15 protein-coding genes and 1 pseudogene are annotated in these 16,477 nt (G+C 72.5%); 11 read left to right on the forward strand and 5 right to left on the reverse strand.

What is annotated here, in order from left to right:
* The first annotated feature begins 86 nt into the window (after window positions 1–86).
* From KIS93_RS01575 to KIS93_RS01595, 5 genes are read left to right on the forward strand one after another with little or no spacing between them, the layout of a single operon-like run.
* Window positions 87–938, forward strand: a complete 852-nt coding sequence (locus KIS93_RS01575; RefSeq protein WP_230466067.1) for an alpha/beta fold hydrolase — start codon at window positions 87–89, stop codon at window positions 936–938.
* On the forward strand, window positions 931–1,509 hold the full coding sequence (locus KIS93_RS01580; protein WP_080037715.1) for a TetR/AcrR family transcriptional regulator: 579 nt from the start codon (window positions 931–933) through the stop codon (window positions 1,507–1,509). The genes KIS93_RS01575 and KIS93_RS01580 overlap by 8 nt, the downstream gene beginning before the upstream one ends.
* Window positions 1,506–2,486 (forward strand): DUF1838 family protein, encoded by a 981-nt coding sequence (locus KIS93_RS01585; RefSeq protein ID WP_080037716.1) that lies wholly within the window; start codon window positions 1,506–1,508, stop codon window positions 2,484–2,486. Before KIS93_RS01580 ends, KIS93_RS01585 begins: the two co-directional genes overlap by 4 nt.
* 52 nt (window positions 2,487–2,538) lie before the next feature.
* Complete coding sequence (locus tag KIS93_RS01590; RefSeq protein WP_222107173.1) at window positions 2,539–3,642, forward strand: DUF917 domain-containing protein; 1,104 nt, start codon at window positions 2,539–2,541, stop codon at window positions 3,640–3,642.
* Window positions 3,639–5,246 (forward strand): helix-turn-helix domain-containing protein, encoded by a 1,608-nt coding sequence (locus KIS93_RS01595; protein WP_186403526.1) that lies wholly within the window; start codon window positions 3,639–3,641, stop codon window positions 5,244–5,246. The genes KIS93_RS01590 and KIS93_RS01595 overlap by 4 nt, the downstream gene beginning before the upstream one ends.
* On the opposite strand, the gene KIS93_RS01600 is transcribed toward KIS93_RS01595, so the two are convergent.
* The 4 genes and pseudogenes from KIS93_RS01600 to KIS93_RS01610 form a co-directional block, all read right to left on the reverse strand.
* Window positions 5,243–6,415: a LacI family DNA-binding transcriptional regulator gene (locus KIS93_RS01600; RefSeq protein ID WP_080037717.1), complete on the reverse strand. Its 1,173-nt coding sequence runs from the start codon at window positions 6,413–6,415 to the stop codon at window positions 5,243–5,245. The genes KIS93_RS01595 and KIS93_RS01600 overlap by 4 nt on opposite strands.
* A gap of 32 nt (window positions 6,416–6,447) precedes the next feature.
* Entirely contained in the window at window positions 6,448–6,822 is a 375-nt protein-coding gene (locus KIS93_RS68725; protein ID WP_420895843.1) for a PfkB family carbohydrate kinase, read from the reverse strand.
* A 257-nt stretch (window positions 6,823–7,079) separates the two neighbouring features.
* Window positions 7,080–7,304: pseudogene (locus KIS93_RS68730) on the reverse strand (PfkB family carbohydrate kinase); the annotation flags it as partial.
* A gap of 4 nt (window positions 7,305–7,308) precedes the next feature.
* Window positions 7,309–8,310 (reverse strand): SIS domain-containing protein, encoded by a 1,002-nt coding sequence (locus tag KIS93_RS01610; RefSeq protein ID WP_080037719.1) that lies wholly within the window; start codon window positions 8,308–8,310, stop codon window positions 7,309–7,311.
* Window positions 8,311–8,569: 259 nt separating this feature from the next.
* On the opposite strand from KIS93_RS01610, the gene KIS93_RS01615 reads away from it, so the two are divergent.
* The 4 genes from KIS93_RS01615 to KIS93_RS01630 are packed head-to-tail and all read left to right on the forward strand — an operon-like array spanning window position 8,570 to window position 12,432.
* Window positions 8,570–9,883, forward strand: coding sequence for an ABC transporter substrate-binding protein (locus tag KIS93_RS01615; protein WP_080037720.1), 1,314 nt, complete (start codon window positions 8,570–8,572; stop codon window positions 9,881–9,883).
* A gap of 10 nt (window positions 9,884–9,893) precedes the next feature.
* Window positions 9,894–10,781, forward strand: coding sequence for a carbohydrate ABC transporter permease (locus KIS93_RS01620; protein ID WP_155126758.1), 888 nt, complete (start codon window positions 9,894–9,896; stop codon window positions 10,779–10,781).
* Window positions 10,775–11,611: a carbohydrate ABC transporter permease gene (locus KIS93_RS01625; RefSeq protein WP_080037722.1), complete on the forward strand. Its 837-nt coding sequence runs from the start codon at window positions 10,775–10,777 to the stop codon at window positions 11,609–11,611. Before KIS93_RS01620 ends, KIS93_RS01625 begins: the two co-directional genes overlap by 7 nt.
* Window positions 11,608–12,432, forward strand: coding sequence for a sugar phosphate isomerase/epimerase family protein (locus KIS93_RS01630; RefSeq protein WP_080037723.1), 825 nt, complete (start codon window positions 11,608–11,610; stop codon window positions 12,430–12,432). Before KIS93_RS01625 ends, KIS93_RS01630 begins: the two co-directional genes overlap by 4 nt.
* On the opposite strand, the gene KIS93_RS01635 is transcribed toward KIS93_RS01630, so the two are convergent.
* Complete coding sequence (locus tag KIS93_RS01635) at window positions 12,433–13,611, reverse strand: cysteine desulfurase-like protein (RefSeq protein ID WP_080037724.1); 1,179 nt, start codon at window positions 13,609–13,611, stop codon at window positions 12,433–12,435.
* Window positions 13,612–13,620: 9 nt separating this feature from the next.
* On the opposite strand from KIS93_RS01635, the gene KIS93_RS01640 reads away from it, so the two are divergent.
* Both KIS93_RS01640 and KIS93_RS01645 read left to right on the forward strand, forming a co-directional pair.
* Window positions 13,621–14,703 (forward strand): winged helix DNA-binding domain-containing protein, encoded by a 1,083-nt coding sequence (locus KIS93_RS01640; protein WP_080037725.1) that lies wholly within the window; start codon window positions 13,621–13,623, stop codon window positions 14,701–14,703.
* A gap of 75 nt (window positions 14,704–14,778) precedes the next feature.
* Window positions 14,779–16,209 (forward strand): WS/DGAT/MGAT family O-acyltransferase, encoded by a 1,431-nt coding sequence (locus KIS93_RS01645; protein ID WP_080046603.1) that lies wholly within the window; start codon window positions 14,779–14,781, stop codon window positions 16,207–16,209.
* Window positions 16,210–16,477 lie beyond the last annotated feature (268 nt).

Here is a 16,477-nt window from a genome sequence, read left to right on the forward strand (position 1 = left end):
ACGCTCGGTAACGCGCGGCCCCGCCTTCGGTGTCGGGGCGGGCTAAGGCGTTGACACTCTTGGCTAAAGCCCTTAGCCTCATGGCTATGAACATGAACCGCGTGACCGAGTTCCTCGAAGTGGACGGCGGCCGGATCGCCTACGACGTGACCGGGCAGGGCCCGCTCATCGTGCTGGCCCCCGGCATGGGCAACAACAGGGCGGCCTTCCACCCGATGGCGGCCGAGCTGGCCGCGGCCGGATTCCGGGTCGCCACCACCGATTTGCGCGGTCATGGCGAGTCCAGCGACGAGTGGCCGTCCTACACGCGCGCCGACGTCGCCGGTGACCTGCTCGCCCTGGTCAAGCACCTGGGCGGGCCCGCCGCCATCGTGGGCCACTCCTTCACCGGCGGCTCCGCCACCATCGCGGCGGCCCAGGAGCCCGACCTGGTCACCGCCATCGTGGAGTTCGCCCCGTTCACCCGCGTCCAGAAGATGAACCTGGGCGGCATGTTCTCCAACGCCCGCTACCGCAAGGGCACGACCCTGCTCATGGGCGCCATCCTGCTGCGCAACGTCGGGCTGTGGAAGCGTTACCTCGACCACGCCTACCCGGGCGCCAAGCCCGCCGGCTACGCCGAGAGCGTCGCCGCGCTGGAGGCCGACCTGCGCAAGCCGGGGCGGATGGCGGTGGTCGGCCGGTTCGGCCTCGTCCCGGCCGCCGACGCCGAGGCCCGGCTCGCCGACGTCCGGTGCCCGGCCCTGATCGTCATGGGCGCGCTCGACCCCGACTGGGCCGACCCCCGCGCCGAGGGCGAGGCCATCGTGGCGGCCATGCAGCCCGGCATCGGCCGCCTCCACATGGTCGAAGGGGCCGGCCATTACCCGCACGCCCAGTTCCCGCACGAGATGGCCGAGGTCGTCCTGGACTTCCTGGGAGCCGGGCCGCGTGGGTAGGGGGGCACTGTCGCCGGACACGATCGTGGACCTGGCGCTGGGCCTCATCGACGAAGGCGGGCCCGCGGCGCTGACGCTGTCCGCGGTGGCCGGCGCCGCCGGCGTCGCACCGCCGTCGCTGTACAAGCACGTGCGCAACCTCGCCGAGCTGCGCGCGCTGGTCTCCGCCCGCGTCCTGACCGAGATCGCGGAGCAGGTCGGCGAGGCCGTGCTCGGCCGCTCCGGCGACGAGGCGGTCCGCGCGCTCATGACCGCGTGGCGCGCCTACGTACGCCGCCACCCCAACCGCTACGCCGTGCTCATCCACGCGCCCGAGCCGCAATCCGCCGAAGCCGGAGCCCGCCTGCTCACCATCGCCTCCGCCGCCCTGCGCGCCTACGGGATGAAGGACTCCGCGGCCATCCACGCGATCCGCTGCCTGCGCGCCGCCGTCCACGGCTTCGCCGTCCTGGAGGCCGAGGGCGGGTTCGGCCTGCCGGAGGACCTGAACGAGAGCTACGATCTGCTGATCCACATGGTGATCGCCGGGCTGCACGCCAGCGCCGCCCCCGGCACGAAAGGCCTGCCGTGATCAGAAGACGTCCCACGGGGCTGCTGGCCCCGATCGCCCTCCTCCTCGGCGCCGGCGCCCCGGGCGCGGCCGCGCACGACGGGACCCCGGCCCCCACGGACCCCGGCCCCGTCTACGCCACCGTCACCGACCCGAGCGCCAAGCTGTCCTTACAGACGTTCGGCCGCCCCGACGGCAAGGACATGGTGTTCCGCATCTCCGGTGCGGTGTACGCCAACGTCGAGGGCAACAGCCTCGACCCGGCGATCCGGCACGGCCAGAAGCTGTTCAACATCGAGGGGTACAACATCCGGCGGCTCCACCGCGTCCCCGGCACCAACCAGCTCTACCAGCTCTCCCGCGAGATCGTCTTCTACACCGACCCGGCCGACCCGCAGCGGATCGTGCGCGAGTGGAAGAACCCCGTCGACGGCAGGACGTACCCGGTCGTCCCCATCAACAACGACACCGTCACCTTCGGCCCCTTCACCATCACCCCCTCCTACGCCGGCCCGCCCACGCGACGGCTGCACGACGAGACGGTGTGGACCAGCGACATCCCCGTGCGCACGAACTTCGCCGGCACGCTCGGCGAGTCCTTCGGCCTGACCGGCGGCGTGTACGCGGCCCAGGAGATGTTCGACTTCTCCGTGGACCGGCGCGAGGTGGCCGCCCGCACCGGCCCGCGCGTCCCGGCCGGCGCCATGAAGACGAAGATCAGCTGGGCAAGGACCAGCCCGTGGGCGCCGTTCATGTGCCTGGCGGAGAGCGACGTGCGCGGCCAGCTCACCTACCACGCCCGTAGCTGGTCACTGGACTCCTACGCCCAGGTCGAGCCGTGGCTGCGCGCCGAGATCGACGCGAACCACCCGCTGTACCGGGCCGCCCCCACCGAGCCGGGGCCGAGCGAGAACTCCTGGACGTCCTTCTACAACAAGCAGCTCGGCAAGGGCATCACCACGTGGGCGGCCTGGTGCGCCGCCAACGGTCGCCCCTGACCGCGCCGACCTCGGCGCCGGTGCTTCTGACCTCGTACGGCAAGCTGAGGGCATGATGCCGCGCATCGACCTGCCGGACGTGGACGCGCTGGAGCGGGGCGTCGCCGTGCTCGGCTCGGGCGGCGGCGGCGACAGCCGCACCGCCGCCACGCTGCTGCGCCGCCGGCTGGCCGACGGCCTGGACGTCGCCGTGCGGCCGCTCACCTCCCTGCCGCCGGACGCGCGGGTCGTGCCCGTCGGCGTGGTCGGCGCCACCGCCGTCTTCGCCGAGAAGCTGCCCGGCGGCCACGAGGTCGCCGCCGCCGTCGAAGCCATCCAGCGCTGGACGGGCGAGCGCGCCGACGCGCTGGTCTCCATCGAGATCGGCGGGCTCAACGGCGTCCTGCCGCTGGTCGCCGCCTGCGACCTGGAGCTCGGCGCGGTGGACGCCGACCTGTCCGGACGCGGCCTGCCCCGCCTCGACCAGCTCTCCCTCGCCGCCGCCGGCCGCCCGCTCACCCCGGCCGCGCTCGCCGAGCCGAGCGGGCAGGTCATCGTCCAGGGCACCGGCGCGCCCGCCGACCTGGAGCGCACCGCCCGCACCTTCCTGCCCGCCGCCGGCGGCTGGGCCGCCCTCGCCCTCGCGCCCGTCCCCGCCCGCGAGCTGGCCGCCTCCTGCGTGACCGGCTCCGTGTCCGGCGCGGTACGGCTCGGCCGCCGCATCCTCGCCCTGGGCGAGTCGCCCGACCCCGAACGCCTGGCCGCCGCCACCGGAGGCCGGGTGCTGTCCGTGGGGCGCGTGGTCGAGGTCACCCGGCGGCCCGGCCCCGAGGTGCACGGGCGGCCGGGGTTCGCGCGCGGCAGCGTCACGCTGGCCGGGCACCGGTCGGGGGAGCTGCTGCGGGTCGAGATGGAGAACGAGTACCTGCTCGCCCTGCGCGACGGGCTGGTGGTGGCGTCCACGCCGGACGTGATCGCGGTGCTGGACCGGCGGACCGGGGTGCCGATCGCGGGCGACACGGTACGGGTGGGGATGGAGGTCATGGTGCTGCAGGTGGCGATCTCGCCGTTCTGGACCGATCCGCGCAGGATCGCCGTCCTCGCACCCCGCGCCTACGGGCTCGACTCCGACCCCGTCCTGCTGGAGCGGGGGGATCGTCCGGAGGTGCCCGGATGACCAGCGTGCGCAGGCTGCTGGCGCTGCCCGAGTGGAGCGGCCGGGTGCGGGTGCTCGCCGGGGCGGCCGGGCTCGACGCGCCGGTACGCGCCGTCCGGCCCATCGCCGACCCGGGAGCCGCCGAGGCCGTCGCCGCCGACGAGCTGATCATCGTCACCGCCCCGCCCCAGCCCGCCGACTGGCGCCTGGACGCGTTGCTGCGCCGGGTCGTGGACGCGGGCGGCGCCGGCATCCTCGTCCCCTGCGCCACCCGACCGGCCACCGCCCGGACGGCGGGTGGCGGGTCGCAGGCGGGCCCCGGGACGTCGGCGGGCGGCAGGGCGTCGGAGCCCGCGGAGGTGTCGCGGGCGACGCTGCTCCTGGCCGAACGCCTCGGGCTGCCGCTGCTCGGCGCCTTCAGCGGGGACCCGCTGGACCTCGTGGTCGCGGCGCGGTTGCTGCTCGCCGAGCCCGAGATCGACCGGGCCCGCCTCGTGCTGGCCGCGCACCGCGCCTTCGACAACCGCACCCACACCCCCGAGGACGTGGTGCGCAGGCTGGAGGACCTGCTCAGGGTGCCGGTGGCGCTGCTCGACGACCGGGGACAGCCGCTGGCGGGGGAGATCGCCGAGCCCGGGCAGGTGCGCGTGGACGAGTTCGTCCCGCAGCGGGTGGAGCTGGCCGACGGGGTGCTCCTGGCGCACCCGGCGCTGCTGCCGCACCCCGCGCGCCCGACGCTGTGGCTGGTGGCCGAGCTGCGCGGCACGGCGGCGGCCAGGGCCGAGATCGTGCCGCCCGCCCTGGCCGTGGCGGCCGCGGCGGTGCAGCGCTGGCTGCTGGCCCACCGCCTGGAGCTGGAGCGCGACGCCCGCGCCCGCACCGCGCTGCTGGGCGACCTGCTGCGCGTGGACGCCGAGCCGTCGGCCCAGCTCCGCCGGCGGGTGGCGGACGCGGGCTGGCAGCTCGGCGGCTGGCACGTCGGCCTGCGCATCGGCGCGGTCCCCACGCTCGACCTGGTGCCGTACACGGCGGAGATCTCCCGCGTGCTGCGCGCCGAGGGCGTCGAGGCCGTGGTGGTGGAGCACGGTGAGGGCTGGACGGGCTGGACGACGTTCGCCCAGGAGCCCACCCCGGCGCGGGTGCGGGCCCTGGCGGCCCGGCTGCGCGCCGCCCACCGCAAGCTGCGCGGCTCGATCGCCGACCACATGGGGGTGGGCCGCCCGCACCCGTGGCCGGAGGGACTGGCGGGCACGGTCGCGGAGGCCACGGACGCGGCCAGGCTCGCCGCGACCCGCCCCGAGGCGGGCTACTTCCTCCAGGTGGACCAGCTCGGGATGGCGCAGCTCCTGCTGGAGTGGACCAGGACGGACACCTTCGAGCCCGCCGCCCGCGCGTTGCTCGCGCCCCTGCGCGACCAGCCCGGCGACCTGATCCGCACGCTGTCGGCCTACCTGGACGCGGAGTCGTCGATCGCGGAGACCGCCGCCGTGCTGGGCGTGCACCGCAACACGGTGACGGCCCGCATCGACCGCGTGGAACGGCTCCTCGGCGTGGACCTCGGCCACCGGGACGAACGCCTGGCCCTCCACCTGGCCTGCCGCACCGTCACCCTCCCGGGACGCTAGGGCCGCACGGCGGCGTCACCGGCGCGCGGCGCCGCCGCGGAGGCGGGCGGTGCTGACGCGGAGGCGGGCGGTGCTGACGCTGACGTGCGCGGAGGCGCCACCGAGGCGCGCTCGATGAGCCGCGACCGCAACGTGTGCATCTCCCGGGCCGGTTCCGCCCCCGCCAGGATGTCGAGCAGCACTTCCGCCGCCTTGGCCCCCAGCTCGTGCACCGGCTGCGCGATCATCGTGAGCGGCGGCTCCATCACCGCCGCCCACGCGCTGTCGTCGAACCCGATCAGCGCCACGTCCTCCGGGTAGGACAGCCCGGCCCGGCGCAGCGCGCGCAGGGAGCCGGTCATGCCGTCGGTCTCGGAGCAGAACACGGCGGTGACCCGGTCGGGCAGCGCGAGCATGCGGCCGACCTCGGTGACGACCCGCTCCTCGGTCTTGGGCCCGACCATGACGAGCTGCGGGTCGAACGGGATGTGCGCGTCGTCGAGGGCGTCGAGGTAGCCGCGCAGCCGCTCGCCGTCCGTCCAGAGGTTGCGTGAGGCGGCCGTCAGCAGCTCGCGCCGGGTGGCGGGCGGCTCCGGCACGGGCGGCCCCCAGACGAAGCCGATGCGCCGGTGCCCGGCGGCGATGAGCACCTCGACGGCCTGACGGGCGGCGTCGCGGTTGTCGATGACGACGGAGTCGAGGTCGAGCGACGGGACGGCGCGGTCGACGAGCACGACCGGGATGCCCCGGTCGATGGCGGCCCGCAGGTGGGCGACCTGGTCGCGGCCGAGCGCGGCCGAGGCCACGATGACGCCGTCGACGCGCTTGTCGATGAGCACGTCGGTGGCCGCCACCTCCGCCTGGAGGTTCTCGTACGTGCTCAGCACGATCACGTCGAACCCCCGGGCCCGCGAGGTGTCGGAGACGCCCCGCAGGAGCCCGGCGAAGAACGGGTTGCCGATGTCGGCCACGATGACGCCGAGGGTGTGGCTCACCCCGGTGGACATGCTGCGCGCGAGCGCGTTGGCGCGGTAGCCGAGCTTCTCGGCCGCCGCGAGCACCCGCGCGCGCAGCTCGGGGCTGACGTATCCGTAGCCGCCGAGCGTGCGGGCCGCGGTGGCCCTGCCGACGCCGGCCTCCGCCGCCACTTCGGAGATCGTCGGCCCCGCCTGGCCGCGGTCAGTCGGCATGGATCCCGTCCCTCGTCACTGAATCATGCTAGCTACGCGCAGGCCCGGCCGTGCCCGAAGGCGCCTTCGACGAAGCACTGCGCGTGCGCCGCCTCGGCGCCCTGGTGCAGCGCCCGCTCGATGGCGTCCGGCGCCGGGGGCCGGCCGGTGGTCCAGCCGTCGCGCAGCAGCGAGACGGCGAACCCGGCGAGGAAGGCGTCGCCGCAGCCCATCGTGTCGACGATGGCCTCGGCGAGCCGGGCCGGGGCGGACACGGTGGCCTTCCCGTCGAAGGCGACGGCGCCGGCGACGCCGCGGGTGCCGAGCGCGAGCCCGGCCCCCGGCGTACGGCGTCGGCCAGCAGGTCGGCCGTGGCGTCGGCGTCGAGGTGGGAGCAGGACAGCAGCACCAGGTCGGCGTGCGGGCACACGCGGTCGAGGTAGGCCGGGTCCCGGTACTCCTCCTCGCTGGACAGGTCGAAGCTGACCAGCGGGCCGAGCCCGGCCAGCTTGGGCAGCTCCGGCTCGCTGCGCGAGTAGACGCTGGAGTGCACCAGGTCGAAGCCGCCGACGTAGCCGAGCAGGCCGTCGTCGAGCGTCAGAGGCTCGCGCACGGTGACGCCACCGCCGTTCCAGCCGAGGAAGACGCGCTCGCCGTCGTCCACCCGCAGCCGGGAGACGCCGCTCTCGCCGGCGCGGACGACGCAGCGCTCCACGGTCACGCCTTCGGCGGCGACCGCTTCACGCAGGAAGGCCCCGAGCTCGTCGTCGCCGAAGACGCCCAGGTAGGCGGATTCGACGCCGAGCCTGCGGGCGTAGACGGCGACGTTGACGCTGTTGCCGCCGGGGTACTCGATCCCCCGGTCGACGAACCGGTCGACGATGTTGTCGCCGAAGCCGAGCACTCTCATCGTTTCAGTAGTCCATGACCCGGTAGTAGCGGCGCAGGTCGAGGGAGTGGTCGCGGACCCGCTCCAGGTGCTTGCTGACCCGGCTCATGACGGTGTCGAGCACGAGCGGCGCGAGCAGGCCGCGGAACTCGGGGCTGATGCCGGTGAGCGGGTAGTCGCGGGTGTCGAAGACGGTGACGTCCTTGGAGACCCGCTTGGCGAAGGACTCGGCGCGGTCGGTCAGGGCGCGGGTCTCGTCCTCGCCCTGGAAGATGATCACGCTGGTGTTCTCCTCCAGCAGCTCCAGGGAGCCGTGGAAGAACTCGGCGCTGTGCACGCGGGTGGTGCGCAGCCACTGCATCTCCTCGAGGATGCACATGGAGTAGAGGTAGGTGAAGCCCCAGAGGTTGCCGCCGCCGATGAGGAAGTAGTAGTCGCTGTCCTTGTGGGCGTCGGCGAACGCGGCGGCGACGGGCTCGGCCTGCTTGGCCACCTCGACCAGGATCTCCGGGATCCCGGCCAGCTCATCGGCGAGCTTGGCGTAGCCGTCGAACTCGCCGCGCCGCTCCAGCAGCCGGCCCATGAACAGCAGGAGCTGGAAGTCGAACGGCCAGGTCTTGGGCTGGGAGATCAGCGCGGTGTCCACCTTCGTGGCCACGGGGGAGTCGGGGTGGCCGGTGAAGGAGACCGTGTACGCGCCCTTGGACTTGCAGTACTCGATGGCCCGCACGCTGTCGTCGGTGGTGCCCGAGACGGAGGTGAACAGCGCCACGGTGCGCTCGCCCAGCCGGGCGTCACCGGAGGCGATCAGCTCGGCGGCGATCACGGCGCGCACGTCGAGGGTCGAGGTGCGCCGGGCGAGGTGCTCGTACGGCCACATCTGCGCGTACGTGCCGCCGGCTCCGACCAGGAGCAGCGTGTCGAAACCCGCGTCCACGAGCCGGTCGACCAGCTCCTCGATCTGAGGGCGCAGGGCCACCGCGCTCGCGGTCTGGGCAAGAAATTCCGGCTCGTTGAATCCGAGCATGGTCGCGTCCTTTCGCAAGAATCCGGCGTCCACCTGATCGGGACCTGATACCGGTATCACGCGGAGGTCACGTTGGCACACGCTCGCTTGCGGCGTCAACATCCGATTTCGATCCGACTCATCTGAGCTGCGACTACACCGGCTCCAGCTAGGTCACGCGAGGTTAACGAATGAAAGATCTTGGTGAACGGGTCTGGTACCGGTATCAGGTGAGCTGTATGGTCGGCCAACACCACGCACCGGTGGAGAAAGGAAGCCCATGCGCCCTCGCGCCCTGCCGACGTTCGCGGCACTCCTCGGGACACTTACGCTGGCCGCCTGCTCCGGCGGCGGAACCACCCAGGCCCCCAAGGCCGACGCCGCCGCCAAGCCGGAGTTCTCCGGCACGCTGAGCATTCTCACCAAGTTCGCCGGCGACCCCACGGGCCCCTACTTCGAGAACCTCGCCGCCGCGTACACCAAGCAGCACCCGCAGGTGAAGTTCGAGCTCATCCAGGAGACCGACCAGAGCGTCAAGGACAAGCTCAAGACCCTCACCGCCTCCGACGCGCTGCCCGACATCTACTTCACCTGGACCGGCAACTGGGCCGACAACTACATCCGCGGCGGCCGGGCGGCCGACCTGACCGCGGTGATCGGCCCGAACACGCCCTGGGGCAAGACGTTCAGCCCCGGCTCGCTGGCCGCCTTCGCCCGCGACGGCAAGAACTACGGCATCCCGCTGTACGGCAACGGCAAGTTCATGGGCTACAGCAAGAGCGCCTTCGACAAGGCCGGCGTCGCCGTGCCCAAGACGTTCGAGGAGCTCATCGCCGCCTGCGGGCCGCTGCGCAAGGCCGGGTACGAGCCGATCGCGTTCGGCAACAAGGACGGCTGGCCCGCCCTGCACTACCTGCAGCAGCTCTTCGCCTACAACGTGCCCGACGCCACGCTGCAGGCCGACTTCGACCCGGCCACCGCCAAGCTGGACGACCCCGGCTACATCACCGCGCTCAACCAGTTCAAGACCCTGGTCGACCAGTGCACCGACACCAAGAGCGGCACCAACGGCGTGCTCTACAGCTCCGCCCAGGAGGCGTTCGCCAACGGCAAGGCCGCCATGTACTACCAGGAGATCCTGGAGTTCGACAACGCCACCTCGGCCAAGGTCAAGCCGGCCGACTTCGGCATCTTCCAGTTGCCCGTCCCGCAGAACGCGGCCGGCGACGGCTCGGTGCTGGAGGGCTCGCCCGAGGGCTACCTGATCAACGCCAAGTCGCCCAGGGTCGCGCTCGCGGTCGACTTCATGAAGTTCGTCACCAACCTGGACAACGCCAAGACGCTGTCGGCGCCGCCGTACGGGCAGCCCAGCACCGTCGTCGGCGCCGTCACGGAGAAGACCTCCAGCAAGGCCGTCTACGAGGGCGTGCAACTCGTCAACAAGGCGCCCAAGCTGGCGATCTGGCTCGACACCGTGACCGTCCCCGAGGTGGCCGACGCCTGGCTGGCCGGCGGTGAGGCGCTCATCAGCGGCGGCTCGACGGCGGACCAGGTGCTCGAAAGTGTCCGCCAAGCCTCGAACGCCGCCAAGTAGGAGCCCACGCGTGCGCGCCACCCTGCGAAGGACACTCGGGCTCGCGTGGGTCGTCCCCGCCCTCGTGCTCGTCGGAGTCTTCGTCTACCTCCCCCTCGTGCAGAACCTGCAGTTCAGCACGTTGAAGTGGGACATCTACAGCGGCAGCCAGGAGTACGTCGGCCTCGACAACTACACCAAGCTCGTCGACGACCCGGTGTTCTGGTCGTCGCTGGGCAACAACGCCCTGTACGCGGTGGTCTCCATCGTCTTCCAGGTGTTCGGCGCGCTCCTGCTCGCCGCGCTCATCGAAGGCGTGCGGAGCCAGCGGTGGCAGCGCGCGCTGCGGGCCATCTACTTCATCCCGTCGGCCATCTCGCTGACCGTCGCCGGCCTGCTGTTCTACTTCATCTACGAGCCGAACCTGGGCCCGCTCAACCACGCGCTCAGAGCCGTCGGGCTCGGCGAGCTCGCGCAGGCGTGGCTGGGCCAGGAGAGCACCGCCATGTCGTCGATCATCGCGATGAGCCAGTGGCAGGGCTTCGGCTACTCGACGCTGCTGTTCGCGGTGGCGATCCAGCGCATCCCGTCGGAGATCTACGGCGCCGCCGCCATCGACGGCGTCGGCGCCGTCGGCCGGTTCTTCCGCATCACGGTGCCGCTGGTGCGGGAGATGACGGGGCTCATGGCGATCGTCACGCTGTCCGGCGCGTTCCAGGTGTTCAACGAGGTCATGGTGATGACGGCGGGCGGCCCCAACAACTCGACGCAGGTGCTCGGCACCTGGCTGTACCGCAGCGGGTTCGTCCGCAACAACTTCGGCTACGCCGCCGCGATCGCGACCGTGCTGTTCGTGATCACGCTGGCCGTCGCGGTGGCGCAGCTGTGGGTCACCCGCAGGAGAAGGGTGGAATGGTGACGCGCCTGAGCTTCCTCGGAGTGATCGCCCGCGTCTTCATGTGGGCGTTCCTGCTGGCCCTGGCCGTGGTCGTGGTGTACCCGCTGCTGTGGATGACGCTCAACGGGTTCAAGACCAACGCCGAGTTGTTCGGCGACCCGTTCGCGCTGCCGCTCGACTGGAGCTTCGGCAACTACGTCAAGGCGTGGAACCGCGGCGTCAGCGACTACCTCACCACCAGCGTGCTCGTCACGCTCACCTCGACCGTGGCCACTGTCTTCATCAGCGCGTGGGCCGCGTACGGGCTGACCCGCGTGGACATCCCGCTGAACAAGACGCTCACGGCGGTCATCCTCGGCGGGCTCATGCTGGCCCCGACCGTGGCGCTGGTGCCGCTGGTGAAGCTGTTCCAGGCCATGGGGCTCTATAACACGTTCTGGGCGCTGCTGATCCTCTACACCGCCTTCCGCATCCCGTTCACCACGTTCCTCATCAGGGCGTACATGATCGACCTGCCCCGCGAGGTGGACGAGGCCGCCGAGATGGACGGGGCCGGCCGGTGGACGGCGTTCTGGCGGATCATCCTGCCGATGTGCAAGCCCATCCTCACCTCGACGGTGCTGCTGCACATCCTGTTCACCTGGAACGAGTACCTGTTCGCCATGATCTTCACCAGCGGCTCCGGCGTGCAGACCCTGCCCGTCGGGCTGACCAGCCTGATGAGCAAGCACGGCACCGAGTACCCGGTCGTGTTCGCCGGGATGGTGATCGCCGCGCTGCCGGTGGTGCTGCTGTTCTTCCTCGGCCAGCGCTACATCGTCAAGGGCCTCGCAGATGGGATCGGGAAATGATCGAGCCTGCCCGCTTCACCGGGTCGAACTTCGCCTACCAGCACCTTCCGTTCGACCGCTTCCTCGACGACATGGCCGATCTCGGCCGGGAGCGGCTGGAGCTGTGGGGCATCGCGCCGCACCTGTACGTCCCCGAGCTGAGCGACGCCGAGGCGCGCGCCATCCGCCGCCGCGCGGAGTCGCGCGGCCTGACCGTCGCCTGCCTCACGCCCGAGCAGGTGATGTACCCGGTCAACCTGGCCTCGCCCGACACGGCGCTGCGGGCGCGCAGCGTGGCGATGTTCCGGCGCGCCGCCGAGCTGTGCGCCGAGCTGGGTGCGGAGCTGCTGCTGCTCACGCCGGGACGCGGCTTCGAGGACGAGCCGGTGCCGGCCGCGTGGCGCCGCTCCACCGACGCCATTGCTGAGATCGCCGCGTACGCCGGGACGCTCGGCGTGACGTGCGTGCTGGAGGCGTTGCAACGCGTCGAGTCGAACCTGGTCAACGACGCCAGGACGCTGGCCACGATGATCGGCGAGATCGGCGCCCCGAACCTGGCCGCCGTCCTCGACACCGTCGCCATGGCGGTCGCGGGCGACAGCGTGGACGACTACTTCGACGCGCTCGGCGACCGCGTCCGGCACGTGCACCTCATCGACGGCCGGCCCGCCGGCCACCTGGCGTGGGGTGACGGCGAGCTGCCGCTGGCCGCCTACCTGGAGGCCCTGGACCGGCGCGGGTACGCGGGCCTCATGACGTTCGAGCTGTTCGGGGACGGCACCTACGCCATGGCGCCGAGGCCCGTCGTGGAGCGTTGCCTCGACGCCGTGCGCGGCTCCTGACTACCCCAGACGGGCCACCCCCTCCAGGAGGCGGTCCACGTCGGAGCGGTCGTTGTAGTGCACCAGGCCCGCGCGGACCGCGCCGCCCAAGTCGCGGATGCCGAGCACGCCCGTCAGCTCCCAGGCGTAGTTGTGGCCGTTCCACACGTTCACGCCCTGCCTGGCCAGGTGCTCGGCGACCTGGCGCGGGGTGTGGCCGGCCACGTTGAAGTACGCGGTCGCGGTGCGCCTGGCGGGCTTGCCGTACAAGGTGACGTGCGGCATCGTCTCCAGCCCCTCGACCAGCGCCGCGAACAGCCCCAGCTCGTGCTCCTCGGCGGCGGCCATCGAGGCCAGCAGGCGCTCGCGGCGGCTGCCCTGGCCCGGCACCATCGCGGCGAGATGGTCCACGGCGGCGGTCACCCCGTCGAGGTCGGCGAACGGCAGCGTGCCCGTCTCGAACCGCTCCGGCACCGTGTCGGGCGAGGAGGCCAGCTTGTCCGGCCTGATCGTCTCCAGCAGCGCCGGGTCCGCGACGACCGCGCCGACGTGCGGGCCCGACCACTTGTACGCGCTCGTGGCGTAGAAGTCGGCGCCCAGCGCGCGCATGTCCACGGGGCCGTGCGGGGTGGCGTGCACGCCGTCCACGTACACCAGCGCGCCGGCCCGGTGCGCCAGCTCCGCGATCGCGGCCACGTCGGGGCGGGTGCCGAGGATGTTGCTGGCCGCCGTGACCGCCACGACCCTCGTCCGCTCGTTGATCAGGCCGGCGTACTGCTCGACCGGCAGCTCGCCGGTGACCGGGTCCACCTCGGCCCAGCGCACGGTGGCGCCGGTCTGCGTCCACGGGCGCACGTTGGCGTCGTGGTCGAGCCGCGAGAGCACCACCTCGTCGCCCGGCCCGGCCAGCGCCCTGGACAGGCGGTAGGTGAGCGTCGTCATGTTCGGGCCGAGGATCACCCCGCCGGGCTGGCCGCCGACCAGGTCGGCCACGGCGGCGCGGCAGGCGGCCACGATGGCGTCGGAGCGGTGGCTGGCCGGGAAGGCGCCGCCGGCGTTGCCGATCCCCGTCCTATAGGCGGTGGCGATGGCGTCGATCACGGGGCGGGGGGTCTGCGTGCCGGCGGCGCCGTCGAGATAGGCGTAGCCGTCGGCGAGGGCAGGGTACGTGGCGCGTACCTCTTTGATGGGGAAGGGCATGATATGTAGATGCTCAGCCTGCGCGACCTCAACCGTGCCACCCTGGCCCGCCAGCACCTGCTCTCCCGCCACGACGGGGACGCGGCCGACGTGGTGCACCGGCTCGTCGGGCTCCAGGCACAGGAGCCGCGGCCGCCGTACCTCGGGGTGTGGACGCGGCTGGAGGGGTTCCGGCGTGCGGACCTGCACGCGGCGCTGCACGCGCGCACGCTGGTCCGGGCCACCATGTGGCGGGCCACCCTTCACCTGATGACGGCCGCCGACTTCGCCGCGTTCCGGCCGGTGGTGGCGCCGGTGCTGGCCGCCGCCGCCCGCCGCTTCCCCGAGGTCGACTTCGACGCGGTCGCGGCCGCCGCCCACCGGCTGCTCGCGGCGGGGCCTCTGACGTTCAACGAGCTGCGGCCGAAGCTGCTGGAGGAGTTTCCCGGAGCTTACGACCGGGCCCTCGGGTACGCCGTGCGCATGCTCACCCCGCTCGTCGTCGAGCCGACACAGGACCGGTGGAGCTACCCCCGCGAGCCCGCCTTCGGCCTGCCCGGCCTCCCCATGGAGGCGGCGCCCGCCTCCCCTGACGCGTCCGCCCCCGCCTCTGGAGGCGTGCCCGCGCTGGTCGAGCGCTACCTGGCCGCGTTCGGCCCCGCCACCCCCGCCGACGTGCAGACCTGGTCGGGGCTGCGCGGGCTACGCAAGATCATGACCGGCATGGACCTGGAGCGGGTGACCGACTTCGCCGGGCGCGAGCTCTTCGACCTGCCCGGCGCGCCCCGGCCGGGCGGTGACGTGCCCGCCCCCGTCCGGTTCCTGCCCGACTTCGACACGCTGATCCTCGGCCACGACGACCGCACCCGCGTCCTGGCCGACGAGCACAAGAGCCTCGTCGCCACCAAGAACCTGCGCGTCAGGGCCGTCTACCTGGTCGACGGCTTCGCGGCCGGCACCTGGCAGATCAAGCGATCGGGCAAGAAGGCCACGCTGCTCGTCACCCCGTTCGGCAAGACCGACCTGGACGATCTGGAGGAGGAGGGCCTGCGCCTGCTCGCCTTCGCCGAGCCGGACGCCACCTCCTCGGCTCTCGAGCTCGTGGACCCATGAACTCCTTGGCTCTTGAGCTTCCTGGCTCTTGATGCGGCGGGCCGAGTCTGATTGGTTCGGGGCGGAGGTGTGACGATGCCACAGCTTTCCGCCCTGGACGCGCAGTTCCTCCACTTCGAGACCGCCACGAACATCGCCAACATCGCCGGCCTGGCCGTGCTCGAAGGCGACCTGAACCGGGCCGACCTGCAAGAACTGCTCGAACGCAAGCTCCCGTACGTGCCCGCGCTGCGGCGCCGGCTGGCCCCCGTGCCGCTGGGGCTGGACCACCCGTACTGGCAGCAGGAGGACGATCTCGACCTCGACTACCACGTACGCGAGATCGGCCTGCCGCCGCCCGGCGACGACCGGCAGCTCGCCGACCAGATCTCCCGCCTGCACGCGCGGCGGCTCGACCGGGGCCGGCCGCTGTGGGAGATCTACCTGATCCACGGCCTGTCCGGCGGGCGCATGGGCCTCTACACGAAGATCCATCACGCGGCCGTGGACGGCATCGGCGGCGCCGACGTCCTGGCCGCGCTGCTCGACCTCACGCCCGAGCCCGCACCGCCGCCCGCCGGCCCGCCCGACCGGGACGAACCGCCGCCCGGCCCCCTGACCATGGTGGCGCGCGGGCTGGCCAGGCTCGCGGGCAACCCCGCCGCCGCCGTACGCTTCGCCGCCCGCGCCGTCCCGCACCTCGACGAGATCCCCGTCGTGTCCTGGCTGCCCGGCACCGCACTCGTGTCCGACCTGGCCCGCCGCCTGGGCGGCACCGGCCGCGTACCCGACCTGCCCGCACTGCCCGCCCCCAGGACGCCGTTCAGCGGCCCCCTGTCCGGGCACCGGCGCTTCGCGTTCGTCTCGCTGCCGCTGGAGGAGATCAAGCAGGTCCGCAAGGCGTTCGGGGTCACCGTCAACGACGTGGTCATGGCCGTGTGCGCGGGCGGGCTGCGCGCCTGGCTCGCCGCGCACGGCGGCGTGCCACGCCAGCCGCTCGTGGCGGGCGTGCCGTTCTCGCTGCGCGCGGCCGGCGACGAGGGGCCGGGCAACCAGGTGGCGCTCATGACCGCGCCGCTGGCCGTCCACGTCCCCGACCCCGTCGCCCGGCTGCACCACGTACGGCACGCCATGCACCGCATCAAGGACCGGTTCTCGCTCGCGCCCGCGCGGTGGCTGCGCGAGTTCAGCGAGTCCATGCCGGCCGCCCTCATGGGGCTGGCCTCCCGCTCCGCGTTCGCCCTGGTCGGCCAGGCCGCCCCGCCGATCAACGTGATCATCTCGAACGTGCCAGGGCCGCAGTTCCCCCTGTACGTGTGCGGCGCCCGGCTGCTCAGCCACTACCCCGTCTCCGTCATCACCGAGGTCAGCGGCGGCGTCAACATCACGGCCTTCTCCTATGACGGCTCGCTCGACATCGGCATCGTCACCGATCGCGGGATGGTGCCGGACGCGTGGGAACTGGCTGACCACCTGCGCGCCGCCCTCGAAGAGCTCCGCAACGCGGAAGGAACCTTGCCGCAATAGTTTCTACGCTGCCTTCATGACGCTGAACCGCGAGCCCGCCACCCGGGAGCCCTTGAGTCGCCAGCCCTTGAGTCGCGAGCTTGCCACTCGCGAGCCCTTGAGCCGCGAGCCTTTGGGCCGCGCGCCTGCCGCCCGGGAGCCGTTGAACCGCGAGCCCTTGAGCCGCGAGCCCGCCACTCCCGAGACTGCGACCCGCGAGACTGGGACCCGCAGGCTCTCACCTCGGGGGCTCTCATCTCGCGTGCTTCCGCCACGTGTGCTTTCGGCC

The organism is [Actinomadura] parvosata subsp. kistnae, assembly GCF_900323885.1.
In the GTDB taxonomy this organism is placed as follows: domain Bacteria; phylum Actinomycetota; class Actinomycetes; order Streptosporangiales; family Streptosporangiaceae; genus Nonomuraea; species Nonomuraea composti.

Coding starts and splice junctions, on each gene's coding strand:
- KIS93_RS01575 (WP_230466067.1), top strand. CDS start 87: ATGAACATGAACCGCGTGACCGAGTTCCTCGAAGTGGACGGCGGCCGG.
- KIS93_RS01590 (WP_222107173.1), top strand. CDS start 2,539: ATGATGCCGCGCATCGACCTGCCGGACGTGGACGCGCTGGAGCGGGGC.
- KIS93_RS01595 (WP_186403526.1), top strand. CDS start 3,639: ATGACCAGCGTGCGCAGGCTGCTGGCGCTGCCCGAGTGGAGCGGCCGG.
- KIS93_RS01600 (WP_080037717.1), bottom strand. CDS start 6,415: ATGCCGACTGACCGCGGCCAGGCGGGGCCGACGATCTCCGAAGTGGCG.
- KIS93_RS01610 (WP_080037719.1), bottom strand. CDS start 8,310: ATGCTCGGATTCAACGAGCCGGAATTTCTTGCCCAGACCGCGAGCGCG.
- KIS93_RS01615 (WP_080037720.1), top strand. CDS start 8,570: ATGCGCCCTCGCGCCCTGCCGACGTTCGCGGCACTCCTCGGGACACTT.
- KIS93_RS01625 (WP_080037722.1), top strand. CDS start 10,775: ATGGTGACGCGCCTGAGCTTCCTCGGAGTGATCGCCCGCGTCTTCATG.
- KIS93_RS01630 (WP_080037723.1), top strand. CDS start 11,608: ATGATCGAGCCTGCCCGCTTCACCGGGTCGAACTTCGCCTACCAGCAC.
- KIS93_RS01635 (WP_080037724.1), bottom strand. CDS start 13,611: ATGCCCTTCCCCATCAAAGAGGTACGCGCCACGTACCCTGCCCTCGCC.
- KIS93_RS01640 (WP_080037725.1), top strand. CDS start 13,621: ATGCTCAGCCTGCGCGACCTCAACCGTGCCACCCTGGCCCGCCAGCAC.
- KIS93_RS01645 (WP_080046603.1), top strand. CDS start 14,779: ATGCCACAGCTTTCCGCCCTGGACGCGCAGTTCCTCCACTTCGAGACC.